We start from the raw sequence: 12,764 nt of genomic DNA, 5'->3' as shown, positions 1-12,764 counted from the left end.
GAAAAAGTATGTGCGCAAGTTCCTGGAATCCAAGGGCTACAAACTGGACATTGACACCGTGGACGCATTGATTGAAGCGACCGTCCGGGAGATGCAGCAGGAAGCCTTTGAAATTGTGGCCGTGCCCGAGCTGCCCGAAGCGGCAGAGGAAGACACCGAACCCGAAGAGTAATATTCATTCAGCCGAAAGGGCGCTCTGGAAACAGGGCGCTTTTTTCATGCCCCGGGCACGGCGCTTAAACTGCCCGACAACAAATTTCCGGCGCACTCCCGGATTCAACAAAGTGCTTGCCTGTGGAAGACACCACGCTAAAAAACAATGGCAAAGGAAGGATAAGCAATGGAATTTCTGAAAGCGATTTTGGGGGACGCCCTCTACGCACAGTTTGAACAGGCCCTGAACGCCTACAACGGCAATGAGGCCAACAAGGATAAGCAGGTGAAGCTTGCCAACCTGAGCAGCGGCGAGTATGTGGGCAAGGGCAAATATGATGCCCTTCAGGCCCAGCTTGACGGCAAGACAACCGAACTGGACACGGCAAACGGAGTGATTGCCGAACTGAAAAAGGGCACGAAGGGCAACGAGGAACTTCAGGGCAAGATTACCACCTACGAAAACACCGTTGCCCAGCTTCAGGCGGAGCTTGCGAAGACCAGGCTTGACAACGCCATCCAACTGGCCCTGAGGGATGCCAAGGCGGTTGACCCTGACTATCTGGCCTACAAGCTGCATGAGAAGTACAAGCCCGAGGAACTGACGCTGGACGAAAACGGCAAAGTCAAGGGCATGGACGAAAAGCTCTCCGGCCTGAAGACCCAGTTCCCCACCCAGTTTGAAGCTTCCGGGCAGAAGAAGATTCTTGAAAACAAGCTGGACGAAGGAGAGCCGGGAGAGGCAGAACCCAAGAACCTTGAAGACGCTCTGAAACTGGCCTATGGGCCGAAAAACGACTAAGAAATGAGGTAATTTATTATGGCTATGACCCTTGCGGAAATGAAAGTCGGTATGTCCGACAAGGTTTCCCAGCAGATCGTGGATATTTTTCTGAGGGAATCCGAAATCCTTCAGCTGCTGCCCTTTGACAACTGCGTTTCTCCCCAGGGCGGGAGCACGCTGACCTATTCCTACATCCAGAAGAAGCTTCCCTCTGTGGCTGCTTTCCGTGCGCTGAATGCGGAGTACACCGCCAATCAGGCGACCGTGGAAAAGAAGTCCGCGGACCTGAAAATCTTCGGCGGCAAGTTCCAGATCGACCGTGTGCTGAAGCAGGCGGAAGGCCCCTGGAACAACATGGCCTATCAGATCCGGGAAAAGGTGCTGGCCGCGATCAGCCTGTTCCACTACACTCTGGTAAACGGTGACGCTACCACCCGCAGCACCGAGTTTGACGGTCTGGATAAGATGCTGGCCGGTACTTCCACCGAGTACAACACCGGCGCAAGTATTGACATTTCCACCATGACCAACCTGAAGGCCAACGCCGACCAGCTGTATGAGCAGATTCAGCTGCTGATCAAGAACACCAGCGCCGACGCTCTGCTGATGAACAGCGCCATGGTTGCCAAGGTGCAGACTATGGCCCGGATTCTGGGCTACAAGACCGAGAGCGAGGAGGCTTTCGGCCGGAAGGTCACTTCCATGGACGGTGTGCGCTTCATGGATCTTGGCAAAAACTACACCGTTTCCGGCACTACCGTGACCGGCAACGACTGCGTGAAGTCCGGCATCAGCCGCACCATTGGGGGCGGTTCTTCCGCTACCGCCGGACTGACGGATATCTACGCCGTCAAGTTCGATGTAAATGACGGCTTCCACGCCGCTTCCCTGACCGGCAACAGCGCTATCCGGCAGTACCTGCCCGACTTCAACGCCCCGGGTGCGGTTAAGGACGGCGAGGTAGAAATGGTGGCGGCTACCGTGCTGAAGAACACGGCACACGCCGGTGTCCTGCGGAACATCAAGATCGTCTGATAAGCGGAAAGGAGAAGCGACATGGCAGCAAAGAAAGCGAAGGCCGTTACCGGCTATGAAATCAAGGTTGTGGGCAATACTGAGTTCTGCGGCGTTGGCGCTGGCGGTGTCCAGTTTGCCTATGGCAAGGCACAGATTACCGGGGGCCGCATGGTGGATTGGTTCCGGGAGCATGAGGGCTACGAAGTGACCGAGATCACGGCTGACGAAGAGGAAGTACCCACGCCCCCCGCTGAGTAAGGCGGTGCGGCTATGATTATGACCGTTACCGAACTGAAACAGTATGTAACGACTGACATTTCCGACAAGGTGCTTGAAGCCCGTCTGCAAGCGCTGGAATTGTTAGTCCGTGGGTATACCAACAACAATTTCCAGAAGCGGGCCTTCCGGACGGTTGCCGTGGCTGTAGCTGATGGGAATCAGCTGCTTGTTCCCGGAGCAGCTCCCTTCAAGGCTGGGGACACCCTGGAAATTACGGAATCGGAATTGAATTCTGGTCTGGTTACTGTTTCGGCGGTCTCTGATGGGAGCATTACGGTCATGGAAGAACTGTTTGACGAAAGCGGGGTAGTCATCACAAAGGTGGTCTACCCCGCCGATGTGAAACATGGCGTGGCCCGAATGCTTCAGTGGCAGCTCGACAACGGGGACAAGGTTGGCGTACAGTCTGAAACCATTTCCCGGCATTCTGTGACCTATTTCAATATGGACGGGGATAATTCCAGCATGGGCTTTCCCAAGTCCCTGTTGGGATTTCTGAAGCCCTACAGGAAAGCCAGATTCGGACAAGGGGTGAGTGTATGAGCATCGGCGGCAATGTATACGCCTTTCTCCAGCGCAGGACTGTGGAAACCGATGAAATCGGGGCGCAGGTGGAAACCTGGGTGGACGTGCAGAAGGTGCGGGGCTGGCTTGACCTGACCGGAGGGGACAGCAAGCATACCAATTACAACGCAAAGTTGCAGGAATCCACCCACGTTTTTGTGGCTGAATATGTGGCCCTGAATGAGGTTGTCACCGCCGAAAATTCCCGGGCCGTCATTGCCGGAAAGCGGTATGACGTGCTGCTGATCGATGACCCCATGGAGATGCACAAGCAGCTGGAAATCTACCTGAAGTACACGGGGGGCCAGTAAATGAGCGTTGAATTTAAGGACTACACCATTCAGGTGAAAAAAGCTCTGAATTCCGGCGTTGGTACTGGCCTGCGGTTAGCCGCCGTTGAAATCGCATCAAAGGCGGCCAGACTTTCCCGTGTGCGTTCTGGTCAGCTGAAAGGCAGCTGGACATATCTGGTGGACGAGGGCGCAAGAACAGCGACCATCGGAAGTCCATTGCAGAATGCAATCTGGGAGGAATACGGAACCGGCGAATATGCGGCTGGTGGTGACGGCAGAAAGGGCGGCTGGGTGTACCGGGACGCTGCGGGGGACTGGCATTTTACCTTCGGCAAGCGTCCGAACCACACTTTGCAGAGAGCCTTTGAAAGTACGAAGGGCAAGGCTGTCAAGCTGATCGAGCGGGCAATAAAGGAAGCGGTGGGTGAATGACGGACAACACTTTGAAAGTCGTGAAAGCGGCAATGCAGGAAATGGGTCTGGAATACGCTTTCCGGCGATTCCGCAGAAAGCCCGGATACCCCTACTTTGTCGGTGATTACATGGAGACCGATTCTCTGAGCGAGGACGGCTTGCAGGAATGCACCGTTACCCTGACGGGCTTCGCCCGTGGGGCTGGTTCCGAAGCTGCCCTTGAAACGGCAAAAGGCAAAATCAGAAACTATTTCACATTGGAAGGACGGGCGTTTCCGTTTGGCGATGGCGTTGTGGTGATCGCCTACGGGAACGCCCAGCCTATTCCCACAGAGGATGCGGAGCTAGACCGCATCCAGATAAATCTACAAGTCAAAGAATGGAGCGTGAGTTAATGGCTATTTTTGGCAAGTCCGGCGTAACAAACAAGACCCCGGGCAATATCGTTTTCGGCGCTGGCACGATTCACAAGGGCCTGAAGTATACGGCAGGTTCCGGCGGCGGTTCCGGTTCCTGGAACCTTGCGGAATCCCTTGTGGGCGCTACCAACGGCGGTTCCAAGGTTTCCATTGTCCCCGAAATCACCAACATTGAAGTTGACGGTATCGGTGTGAAGTCCAAGGGTATGGCCCAGAAGACCGGTGAAACCGCAACAATGGAAATCAACTTTGCGGAGTTGACCAAGGATATTATCCAGACGGCAACTCTGGGCCAGGCGGGCACGTCCGCGGACGCCGCCTATGACGTGATCGAATCCAAGACGGAGATCGCCGAGGGTGATTACTGGGAGAATATCGCCTTTGTGGGCAAGACCGTGAAGGGCAAGTACATTATTTTCATTATGGAAAACGCCCTTTGCACGTCCGGCCTTGAGCACGAGGGCAAGAACAAGGAAGGTACCGCAGGAAAGTACACCTTTGAATGCTACGCCGAATTCGGGGACTCCACCGACATGGATCAGCTGCCCTGGCATATCTACTATCCCAAGGCTTCCTGACAGCAACACAGGGCCGGGGCAACCCGGCCTTAAACCAATCTAACCAGAAAGGGATTTTACAATGCGCGAAGAAAAAGCCTATACGCTGCGGGAAATGACTGCTGACGATGTTTTCCCCATGGTCAAAATCATTTCCGGCATTGGCCTGAAGGAATTCAAGGCGGCGTTTGAATCCGATGATGTGAAAGCCGCTATTGCTGCCATGACGGGCGGCGAAGTGGAGGGAGAAAAGCCGGACGCAGCGGCCATCGGCATCACCATTGCCGTGAACATTGCGGACGTGATCTTCTCCAACCTGCCCAAATGCAAGGGCGATATTTACAAGCTGCTGTCCGGTCTGTCCGGTTTGCCGGTGAAGGATATTGCGGCACTGCCCATGCCGGTCTTCATGGACATGGTGGTTGACACCATCAGGAAAGAGGAATTCAGGGATTTTTTCGGGGCTGCTGCAAGGCTGTTCAAGTAGGGGATATTCGCTTCATTGACCTGCTTTTCCAGCGGTATTCCGACCCGCTGCCCCTGCTTGACCGGATGATTCGTTGCGGGCGGCTTTACGAATTTATTTGCGAGGTCGTGGCCATCAAGAACGAGGAAACGGAGGAACAAGCGCTATGGGAACTTTGGCTGCATAAGGACTTTGCGCAGTCCTACACCGAATTCCGGGAATCCCTGGAACCGGACAGCACCGCGGAGACCGGCGGGGAAGACCTTGCATCGATTATTCAGCAGTCCCGGGAAATCCTGAACTTTGTACCGCCCGGGGAGCTGTAGACGGCTGCCCTTGGGCGGCTTTTTTTATTTTCACAGGAAGAAGGTGAAGGGGATTGGATTTATTTACGCTGATGGGAAAGATTGCGCTGGAAGGAGTGGACAAGGCACAGGCCGACCTTTCGAAAGCGTCTGAAAGCGCAAAAAAAGCGGGAACGGCCTTTGAGAGCTTCGGCCAGAACACCGAGAAGCTGACCAACGCTATTTTCACCCAGCAGAACAAAATCAACCTTTTGAAGCGGAAATATCAGGATTTTTACCTGACCCAGGGCAAGAATTCAAAAGAAGCGAAAGAGTGCGCGCAGGAAATCGACCGCCTTTCCAAAGAGTTAAAGGAAAATAAGGAAGCATTGTCGGAGGCGGAGAAGGAAGCAAACAAATTTGACACTTCGCTTTCGGATGTTGCGGGAAGCGCCGAAGAGTCCAGTAACGTCATTTCCGGCGCGTTTTCCAAAATCGGGTCAATGGTCGCAACGTATTTCGCTGTTGACAGAATCGTTGCCTTCGGAAAGACCTGCGTGGAAACGGCGGCAGAGGTCAAAGCATCCAACGCGCAGTTCCAGCAGACTTTTTCCGTTGGCGGTAAAGACCTGACAAAAACGGCCAGAAGCATTCTGAACACGATCGCCGAGGAAACCGGCATTGTGGCGACACGGCTTCAGGATTCCGGCACGAAAATATACGCTTTTGCGAAATCGTCCGGCGCGGACAGCGCACAGGCTCTTGACCTGATGCAAACTGCCTTGACCGCTGCGGCTGACGCGGCGGCATACTACGATATCAGTCTGGAAGACGCGACAGAATCTTTGCAATCCTTCTTGAAGGGCAATTTTGCGAATGACGCGGCGCTGGGTGTTTCTTGTACGGAAACAACCAGAAACGCGGCTGCGATGGAGCTGTTCGGCCAGAAATACCAGGATTTGACCGAGATTCAGAAGCAGCAGACGCTTCTGAAAATGGTTACGGACGCACAGGAGCTTTCCGGTGCTATGGGGCAGGCTTCCAGAGAGGCAGACGGCTTTGAAAATGTTGTCGGAAACCTGAAGGAGACCTGGCGGCAGTTTCTGGCTGGTGTAGGCGATCCGCTTTTGAGCAGGCTGATTCCGATCATTCAGGATTTGACTACGAATTTCGACAGCTACCTCGGGGTCGTTGAGGATGTTGCCATTGCTTTGGGAACCACGCTTGCCGGAGTTGCCATTGTGAAAGCAATAAACGCTTTTGGGCAGCTTAAAACGGCGGCTGAATTGGCGTTTGCCGCAATGGGGGCCGGAAGTATTGCCGGGCCTGTAGCAATTGGGGCCGTAACGGTAGGAGCGTTGGGTCTTGCTTTCCACCATGCCAGCGAGTACGTCAAGGAATTTGATGAACAGTCGCAGGTGTCCGCAACGACCTATGAAGAGGCTGTTGCGGGGATGGAAAAGGCAAAGGCCGTAATGGATGCTTTGAATGACAGCTATTCCGGGGATAACGCCGGAACAGAGTGGTCGAAAAGTGATGATTACGCATACAGTTTGGCACAAGCCCAGTACAATAATTTCAAAAAGATTATTGAAACAGGCGCGTACACAATGGCGGAGGCGGCAGAGGCTACGGAACAGCCCGTCAGTCGGCTGCAAGAAATCACGAACAATTACACGGATTCCGTCACAAAGCTGATGGACAACGCCGTTTCCGTCTACAACCAGATTTCCCAGAATATTGACGGCTGGTTCTCCCCCTTTCAGAAGGTGGCGAAACAAGCTAAAGTCTCCCTGAAAGACATGACGGACGGGATGCAGTCCCAGATCGACTACTTCACCACCTACAACCAGAATATCCAGACCCTGACGGAAGCGGGCCTGGGCAGCTTTGCCAATCAGCTGCAATCCATGGGCGCTGACGGTGCGGCCTATGCCCAAGCGATTGTGGATGCAATGGACAAGGCGGGCGGCGCAACCTCTGAGGGCGGGCAGCAGATCGTTCAGAATCTGACCGGGCTGCAATCCCAGCTGGAGGAAAGTCAGGACGGGCTTACCATGTCCATGACCGAGGGCATTACAGACCTGGGAAACAAGCTAAAGCAACTGGGTGAGCAGTTCAACACGGAAATTGGCGAGTGGGACAAGTCTGGGGAGGCCGGAGCTGCGGCAGCGGCTACTATGAGCGCTTTCCGGGACACTCTTACAGAGGGTGGAGACACGGCAGTACAGGCTATGTCTGACCTTGGCAGCAAACTGACAAGCGCCCTGCAAGCCGCTATCGGAACCATTACCATGACCGTGAATGTGGTTGCCGGTGGCGGAAACGGAAGCGGAGGCGGAAACGGAAGCGGGGGAGGCCGTGGAGGCGGCGGTTCGAAGCCTTCTATGGTTGCTTTCGGCCATAAGGACGGCCTGGACTATGTGCCATACGATGAATACCCAGCACGGCTCCACAAAGGCGAAGCTGTCCTGACGGCGGCAGAGGCCCGGGCGTGGAGAGCCGGAAAGCGTTCCGGTTCTGCGGACGCCGCGCCCTTGCAGCACGGCGGAAACAGGAGCAGCAGCGGCGTGACCATCGTCCAGAACATCCAGGCTGTGCCCCAGACCCCGGCGGAAATCGCAGCGGCGACTGCGGCCTACTGGGAAATTGCGAGGTGGGCAACGTGAAAAATTTCAACAATCTTTCCAAGCTGTTCCGCTATGTGAACGATCAGGGGGACAGCGTGACCTTCGACTATGCCGGGGGCTTTTTAATCAACAAGCCAACCGGCGTTGATACCGTTACGGTGAATCTGTCCACGGCCCAGGGCATCAACCAGACCGGCGCAACCGTGCAAAGCGCAAATGTGCAGCCCCGGCCCGTGAATATCACGGGCTATCTGGTAGGAGACGCACAGGCCAAGGGCAAAGAACGGCTGCTGTCGGTCATTCGGCCCGATATCGGCGGGCGGCTGTATGCCGATGACCTGTATCTGGTTGTCCGGCCTACGGCCACGCCCACGGTGGAGGCCAAGCGCTGGGGAGCGCAATTCCAATTCACGCTGACTGCTGCATACCCGTATTGGTGCAGGGACGATACGGCATCGGTCACCCTGGCGGGCATCAAGCCGCTGTTCAAGTTCCCGTGGAATATCTCCCGGGAGTATGCTTTCGGGCAGCTGTTTGAAACGAAGTGGGTGAACGTGCCAAACCGTGGGCAGGTTCCGTGCCCCTTCACGGTGACCTTCCGGGCGAAGGACGCTGTGACGAACCCCAAGATCACCAATGCTGTGACCGGGAAATTCCTGCTTATCAACAAGTCTTTGATTGCGGGGGAACGGCTGGTGGTGCGGATCACCCACGACCGGACAACGGTGGAATCCTCTGTAGATGGGGAATGCCGGGGCGCTCTGAGCCTGTCCAGCAATCTGTTTGCGCTGAACGTTGGCGATAATGTATTGAAGCCGGAAGCGGAAGCGGGCCTGCCCAACTTGCAGGTTGACATTGATTTTGCGACCGAGGTTGTGGGGGTGGCGCTGTGAGCATCGAAATTTACCCGGAGGACTTTTCCACCCGGTACGGCATGACCCATGCAATCAGCATCACCATGACGGCGTATTACAACGATATCGGGAAGCTGATGCTGGTTGCTCCCATTGATGACCACAATATTCAGGCCCTGAAGGTGGGGAATGTCATTTACGACACCGACCGAAAGCTGACCTATATTCTGGTCAACGTCAAAATCGACACATCCTATCGCCGTATTACGGCCAACGGCTACACGGCGGAAGCAATCCTGAATCGGCGGGTAGCGTCCCAAAAGACGAAGATCACGAACATTGAAAGCGGCGTGTATGAGGCCGTCAACGGCAACCTGCGGGGACTGGAAAGCAGAATCCAGACTGCCCCGGTCAAGGGGCTGGAAGAAACTTACCAAGGGGATGACGAAACCACCAAAGATGTGGACGAAAGCGTTGTCTATGGCGGGCAGCTGCTGGATGAACTGACCCCCGTCCTTGAATATGGCGAACTGGGGCGGCGGATGCGCTGGGACGATACCACGAAAAAATGGACGTTCGAGGTCTTCAAGGGAATTGACCGGACGCAGGGCATTCACAGGGTTGTTTTCTCGACTGAGCAGGGGACGGCAAAAGACCTGGTTTGCAATGACGATGACAGCACCTTTTACACAACGGCTTTCGTTCGCTGGGACTGGGAAGACACCGTGCAGATGCACCTTGTGGGAACCTGCGGGGCCAATGCCCGGGAGCTGTGGATTGATTCCAATCTGTCCCCGGAGGACGGGGAGGACTTTACCGCCATGAAAAAGCGGGTGCTTTCGGACGCTATGGACACCCTGAAGGAGCAGATCCGGCGGAAGAGCTTCACCGTCACTATTGACCCGGAGGACTTCGGGCGGCTGTATGACATGGGGGATATCGTTTCCTGCGTGTCCATCAGGTACGGCGTGGAGTTTAACGCACGGGTCACGGGCATCAAATACACCCTTGACGCTACAGGGGAGAAGACGGAAGTCACCCTTGGAGAACCTATTTTAACGGCATTGGAGGCGTTGAAACTGAATGGCTAATATCAAATCTTTCCCCAACAATCAGGACGTGTATGTAGGCGCTGAAGCCGTCATGCGCTGGCTGCACGGACGCACGTCCGGCGTGTTTTCGGCAGCTGGAAATGCCGCTGTAGCGGCGCTGGAAACGCCCGGCATGGCGGTCACAGTGACGGACGGCACGGGCTGGCTGACCGATGCGGGCGGCAATGGAATCGTCTGGTGGAACGACACCCTGAAAAACGATGGTGCGCTTTTGGAGCTGTCCATTGACATTGCGGATGGAGCACTGGACAGAATCGACCGGGTCATTGTGGAATGGAAAACCACGAACTATGTTGACCTTCCGGAAATCAAGGTACTGAAGGGCACAGCGTCCAGCACACCGGAAGCCCCCGCCTTGACGAACAACAGCACCGTCCGGCAGATCAGCCTTGCACGGGTGGCTGTAGGGGCCGGCATCACGGCGGTAACGGCAAGCATGATCACGGACGAGCGGCTTGACCCGGCTGTCTGCGGGCTGGTCACGGATGGGCTGGAAATCGACACCACCACCATCAACGCCCAGTATATGGCCATGCTGGACAGTCTGGCCCAGGAGCTGGCGCAGCTGGAAGCCGGTTCGGGGGTGGAGCTGGCAAAGCTCTGCTTTGCGGATACGGCGGTCCCGGCATCCAAGTGGGCATCTGACAGCACCTACGGGGACTACCCCTACCGGGCCGCTGTGGCCCTGTCCGGCGTGACGGCTGCCATGGTTCCGGAGGTGGTCTTCGGGCTGGCGGCAATGGCTGACAACAGCTTTGCGCCGGTGGCGGAGTGCTACAACGGCGGTGTGTATATCTACGCTGCCGATGCGCCGGGAGCGACTATTACCATCCCGACTATTATCTGTTGGAGAGGGGGCACAAGCGCATGATTGGAAGAACAAACGCCGGGGCTGGCGGTGGCAGAAGCCAATTGTATTATGACGTAGTATGCCAGACGGCGGAACCGGCCAAAAAGGAAGGGCGAATCTGGGTCAAGTCTTCGGTGGCTATGACGCACTTTGAGTTTACACCGGTTTGGGATACCGCAGGTGTGGGATTTATCGCAGTCCAAGGTGAAATCGGCGGTGCTGATCCTTTGACGACCAATAATGTCTTGGATATTTTCAACACCAGAGTGTCCGGAATCGTGAATCGAATGAAAGTGACGCCATACCGTTGTCAGCAGGTACAGGGTTCCACCGGAAACTGGGTGGACGTTGACGCTTATGTGTGCCATAGCAATACGTGGGTGCATTTCTGGAACGGCACGCTGTTTGATTACGGAGACCAGTACACAACCATAACCGGAGGCTGGACGCTGAGCAAATTCAGTGTAAAAGATGGCGCATTTGATACAGGATTGACATCGCAGACATCCGGCAAAGATGTTATGGCATGTACGGGCAAGAAGGTTAATGTCGGACCATATAAGACACTGCATATTCGGTGTTACTCCAATTACAGCAACTCCGGAGGACGAGGTAGCGCAAGGTTTGGCATATGTAACACTAACGGTTACTCAAAAGATGATTATATCGCGTATAAGGATATAGACACTAAGAGTAACACTCTCACAGATTATTCAATTGACATATCATCTGTATCTGGTCCTTACTACGTTAAGTTCTATACAAGTGTTGCGTCTATGCAGGGCTGGCTCAAAATCGCCAAAATGTGGTTGACGTGAGGTGACGGGTATGACGATTTATATTGATAGTGATTTCAAGTGCCACACCGTAGCCGGAGACGGGCTGACCGCTGTGGAGACTACCGCATTTGACGGCAAGTGCGCTGCTTACATCGAGGGATACCGTTTTGTACCAGATGGCTCTACTTGGGTGCGGGAGGACGGAACGGTATTTTCCGGGGAAATGGTCACTCCGTGGAAGCCCTGGGAGGAGCTGGACGCCGCCCAGCGGGCCTATGAGCGGGAGCGGTATGAAAACCTGACCGCACAGAATGCGGAGTACGAAGCCGCCCTGTCCGAAATCGAAACTGCGCTGGGGGTGACATGATGACCATTGAGGAACGGAAACAGAGAATCCTTGCAAAAATCACAGAAATGAAAGCCGAGGGCGCAGATATGAAAAATGCGCTGACCATCTTGGAGGTGAAGCCGGATGCAGAAGTGGAGTAATGGAGCCAAAAAGCGGCTGGTGGAGATCCGTGCCGCCGAGGATGGGGAGCAGGATATGAGAGCCATTGCGGCGAGTATTGCCAAGCTCCCCCCTGGCCAGCTGAAAAAAGTCCTGACGGATGATATCATCACAATCCTTGCTAAGTACGGGGTGGTGATAAAATGAACACACGGCAAATCCAAAACCTGTTGGATTATCTGGGCTATGCCCCCGGTAAAATTGATGGGCTGGACGGTACAAATACCCGGAAAGCTGTCAAGGCATTTCAGCTGGACTTCGGCGGCTTGACAGTTGATGGCGTGGCCGGAACAGCCACACAAAAGGCCCTGCGCCATGCTGTGGCCTACGGGATGCCGGAGAAGAAGCAGACCACAGATGACAAGGATTCTTCGGCGACCAGCGGCAAGACCGGCACGTTCTGGGATGATCTCAAGCACTTCAAGCGTGAAGAAATGCGCTGCCCCTGCGGCAAGTGCGGCGGCTTCCCGGTAGAGCCTGCCGAAAACTTGATGCGGACGCTGGACACGGACATTTGGGAGCATTTTCAAGCGCCGATCACCATCGTGCCGCTGCCCCCGAATGACCCCCATGCCGGCGGTTCCGGGGTGCGGTGTCAGACATACAACGATTCCTTGTGTGGCAGCGTCCCGAACTCCCGCCATGTGCAGGGCAAGGCGGCAGATATCATCGTGAGGGGCTTTTCCGGCTCCGCGGTCAAGGCATACTGCGACAGCCTGGTAAAGGCGGGGAAACTTCGCTACTGTTATGTCATCGGCGGCGGGAACTCCGTTCATGTGGATATTCTGTGACAAAAGGGGG

At 55.2% G+C, this 12,764-nt stretch carries 19 protein-coding genes; all 19 read left to right on the top strand.

Annotated elements, in window-relative coordinates:
* Positions 1-340 precede the first annotated feature (340 nt).
* Positions 341-955, top strand: a complete 615-nt coding sequence (locus tag KQI10_RS01995) for a phage scaffolding protein (protein WP_216565729.1) — start codon at positions 341-343, stop codon at positions 953-955.
* A gap of 18 nt (positions 956-973) precedes the next feature.
* The gene (locus KQI10_RS01990; RefSeq protein ID WP_216565728.1) at positions 974-1,972 is read left to right on the top strand and encodes a major capsid protein; all 999 of its coding nucleotides are present in this window, start codon (positions 974-976) and stop codon (positions 1,970-1,972) included.
* A 21-nt stretch (positions 1,973-1,993) separates the two neighbouring features.
* Complete coding sequence (locus KQI10_RS01985; protein WP_216565727.1) at positions 1,994-2,212, top strand: hypothetical protein; 219 nt, start codon at positions 1,994-1,996, stop codon at positions 2,210-2,212.
* Positions 2,213-2,224: 12 nt separating this feature from the next.
* Positions 2,225-2,776, top strand: coding sequence for a hypothetical protein (locus tag KQI10_RS01980; RefSeq protein WP_216565726.1), 552 nt, complete (start codon positions 2,225-2,227; stop codon positions 2,774-2,776).
* Positions 2,773-3,108, top strand: coding sequence for a head-tail adaptor protein (locus KQI10_RS01975; protein ID WP_216565725.1), 336 nt, complete (start codon positions 2,773-2,775; stop codon positions 3,106-3,108). Before KQI10_RS01980 ends, KQI10_RS01975 begins: the two co-directional genes overlap by 4 nt.
* Complete coding sequence (locus KQI10_RS01970) at positions 3,109-3,522, top strand: hypothetical protein (protein WP_216565724.1); 414 nt, start codon at positions 3,109-3,111, stop codon at positions 3,520-3,522.
* On the top strand, positions 3,519-3,899 hold the full coding sequence (locus tag KQI10_RS01965) for a hypothetical protein (RefSeq protein ID WP_216565723.1): 381 nt from the start codon (positions 3,519-3,521) through the stop codon (positions 3,897-3,899). The genes KQI10_RS01970 and KQI10_RS01965 overlap by 4 nt, the downstream gene beginning before the upstream one ends.
* On the top strand, positions 3,899-4,501 hold the full coding sequence (locus KQI10_RS01960) for a hypothetical protein (protein WP_216565722.1): 603 nt from the start codon (positions 3,899-3,901) through the stop codon (positions 4,499-4,501). Before KQI10_RS01965 ends, KQI10_RS01960 begins: the two co-directional genes overlap by 1 nt.
* A gap of 61 nt (positions 4,502-4,562) precedes the next feature.
* Positions 4,563-4,967 (top strand): hypothetical protein, encoded by a 405-nt coding sequence (locus tag KQI10_RS01955; RefSeq protein WP_216565721.1) that lies wholly within the window; start codon positions 4,563-4,565, stop codon positions 4,965-4,967.
* Between the two features lie 107 nt (positions 4,968-5,074).
* Positions 5,075-5,272, top strand: a complete 198-nt coding sequence (locus KQI10_RS01950) for a hypothetical protein (RefSeq protein WP_216565720.1) — start codon at positions 5,075-5,077, stop codon at positions 5,270-5,272.
* A 53-nt stretch (positions 5,273-5,325) separates the two neighbouring features.
* Complete coding sequence (locus KQI10_RS01945; protein ID WP_216565719.1) at positions 5,326-7,899, top strand: hypothetical protein; 2,574 nt, start codon at positions 5,326-5,328, stop codon at positions 7,897-7,899.
* Positions 7,896-8,753 (top strand): phage tail domain-containing protein, encoded by an 858-nt coding sequence (locus tag KQI10_RS01940; RefSeq protein WP_216565718.1) that lies wholly within the window; start codon positions 7,896-7,898, stop codon positions 8,751-8,753. The genes KQI10_RS01945 and KQI10_RS01940 overlap by 4 nt, the downstream gene beginning before the upstream one ends.
* The gene (locus tag KQI10_RS01935) at positions 8,750-9,805 is read left to right on the top strand and encodes a siphovirus ReqiPepy6 Gp37-like family protein (protein ID WP_216565717.1); all 1,056 of its coding nucleotides are present in this window, start codon (positions 8,750-8,752) and stop codon (positions 9,803-9,805) included. The genes KQI10_RS01940 and KQI10_RS01935 overlap by 4 nt, the downstream gene beginning before the upstream one ends.
* Positions 9,798-10,697, top strand: a complete 900-nt coding sequence (locus tag KQI10_RS01930) for a hypothetical protein (RefSeq protein WP_216565716.1) — start codon at positions 9,798-9,800, stop codon at positions 10,695-10,697. The genes KQI10_RS01935 and KQI10_RS01930 overlap by 8 nt, the downstream gene beginning before the upstream one ends.
* A complete protein-coding gene (locus KQI10_RS01925; protein ID WP_216565715.1) occupies positions 10,694-11,494 on the top strand; it encodes a hypothetical protein in 801 nt (266 codons plus the stop codon). Before KQI10_RS01930 ends, KQI10_RS01925 begins: the two co-directional genes overlap by 4 nt.
* 10 nt (positions 11,495-11,504) lie before the next feature.
* On the top strand, positions 11,505-11,822 hold the full coding sequence (locus tag KQI10_RS01920) for a hypothetical protein (RefSeq protein ID WP_216565714.1): 318 nt from the start codon (positions 11,505-11,507) through the stop codon (positions 11,820-11,822).
* On the top strand, positions 11,822-11,944 hold the full coding sequence (locus tag KQI10_RS11790; protein WP_256445288.1) for a hypothetical protein: 123 nt from the start codon (positions 11,822-11,824) through the stop codon (positions 11,942-11,944). Before KQI10_RS01920 ends, KQI10_RS11790 begins: the two co-directional genes overlap by 1 nt.
* Complete coding sequence (locus KQI10_RS01915; protein ID WP_216565713.1) at positions 11,928-12,110, top strand: hypothetical protein; 183 nt, start codon at positions 11,928-11,930, stop codon at positions 12,108-12,110. The genes KQI10_RS11790 and KQI10_RS01915 overlap by 17 nt, the downstream gene beginning before the upstream one ends.
* Positions 12,107-12,754, top strand: coding sequence for a peptidoglycan-binding protein (locus KQI10_RS01910; protein WP_216565712.1), 648 nt, complete (start codon positions 12,107-12,109; stop codon positions 12,752-12,754). Before KQI10_RS01915 ends, KQI10_RS01910 begins: the two co-directional genes overlap by 4 nt.
* Positions 12,755-12,764 lie beyond the last annotated feature (10 nt).

Origin of the sequence: Pseudoflavonifractor sp. MSJ-30, from assembly GCF_018918045.1 — a bacterium.
In the GTDB taxonomy this organism is placed as follows: Bacteria; Bacillota; Clostridia; order Oscillospirales; family Oscillospiraceae; genus Faecousia.
This window is presented reverse-complemented; position numbering and strand designations above follow the sequence as displayed.

What these genes read in the sequence shown, in the direction of transcription:
- KQI10_RS01925 (WP_216565715.1), top strand. Translation starts at nt 10,694, where the DNA reads ATGATTGGAAGAACAAACGCCGGGGCTGGCGGTGGCAGAAGCCAATTG.
- KQI10_RS01930 (WP_216565716.1), top strand. Translation starts at nt 9,798, where the DNA reads ATGGCTAATATCAAATCTTTCCCCAACAATCAGGACGTGTATGTAGGC.
- KQI10_RS01980 (WP_216565726.1), top strand. Translation starts at nt 2,225, where the DNA reads ATGATTATGACCGTTACCGAACTGAAACAGTATGTAACGACTGACATT.
- KQI10_RS01920 (WP_216565714.1), top strand. Translation starts at nt 11,505, where the DNA reads ATGACGATTTATATTGATAGTGATTTCAAGTGCCACACCGTAGCCGGA.
- KQI10_RS01990 (WP_216565728.1), top strand. Translation starts at nt 974, where the DNA reads ATGGCTATGACCCTTGCGGAAATGAAAGTCGGTATGTCCGACAAGGTT.
- KQI10_RS01910 (WP_216565712.1), top strand. Translation starts at nt 12,107, where the DNA reads ATGAACACACGGCAAATCCAAAACCTGTTGGATTATCTGGGCTATGCC.
- KQI10_RS01985 (WP_216565727.1), top strand. Translation starts at nt 1,994, where the DNA reads ATGGCAGCAAAGAAAGCGAAGGCCGTTACCGGCTATGAAATCAAGGTT.
- KQI10_RS01965 (WP_216565723.1), top strand. Translation starts at nt 3,519, where the DNA reads ATGACGGACAACACTTTGAAAGTCGTGAAAGCGGCAATGCAGGAAATG.
- KQI10_RS01975 (WP_216565725.1), top strand. Translation starts at nt 2,773, where the DNA reads ATGAGCATCGGCGGCAATGTATACGCCTTTCTCCAGCGCAGGACTGTG.
- KQI10_RS01955 (WP_216565721.1), top strand. Translation starts at nt 4,563, where the DNA reads ATGCGCGAAGAAAAAGCCTATACGCTGCGGGAAATGACTGCTGACGAT.
- KQI10_RS01915 (WP_216565713.1), top strand. Translation starts at nt 11,928, where the DNA reads ATGCAGAAGTGGAGTAATGGAGCCAAAAAGCGGCTGGTGGAGATCCGT.
- KQI10_RS11790 (WP_256445288.1), top strand. Translation starts at nt 11,822, where the DNA reads ATGACCATTGAGGAACGGAAACAGAGAATCCTTGCAAAAATCACAGAA.
- KQI10_RS01960 (WP_216565722.1), top strand. Translation starts at nt 3,899, where the DNA reads ATGGCTATTTTTGGCAAGTCCGGCGTAACAAACAAGACCCCGGGCAAT.
- KQI10_RS01970 (WP_216565724.1), top strand. Translation starts at nt 3,109, where the DNA reads ATGAGCGTTGAATTTAAGGACTACACCATTCAGGTGAAAAAAGCTCTG.
- KQI10_RS01995 (WP_216565729.1), top strand. Translation starts at nt 341, where the DNA reads ATGGAATTTCTGAAAGCGATTTTGGGGGACGCCCTCTACGCACAGTTT.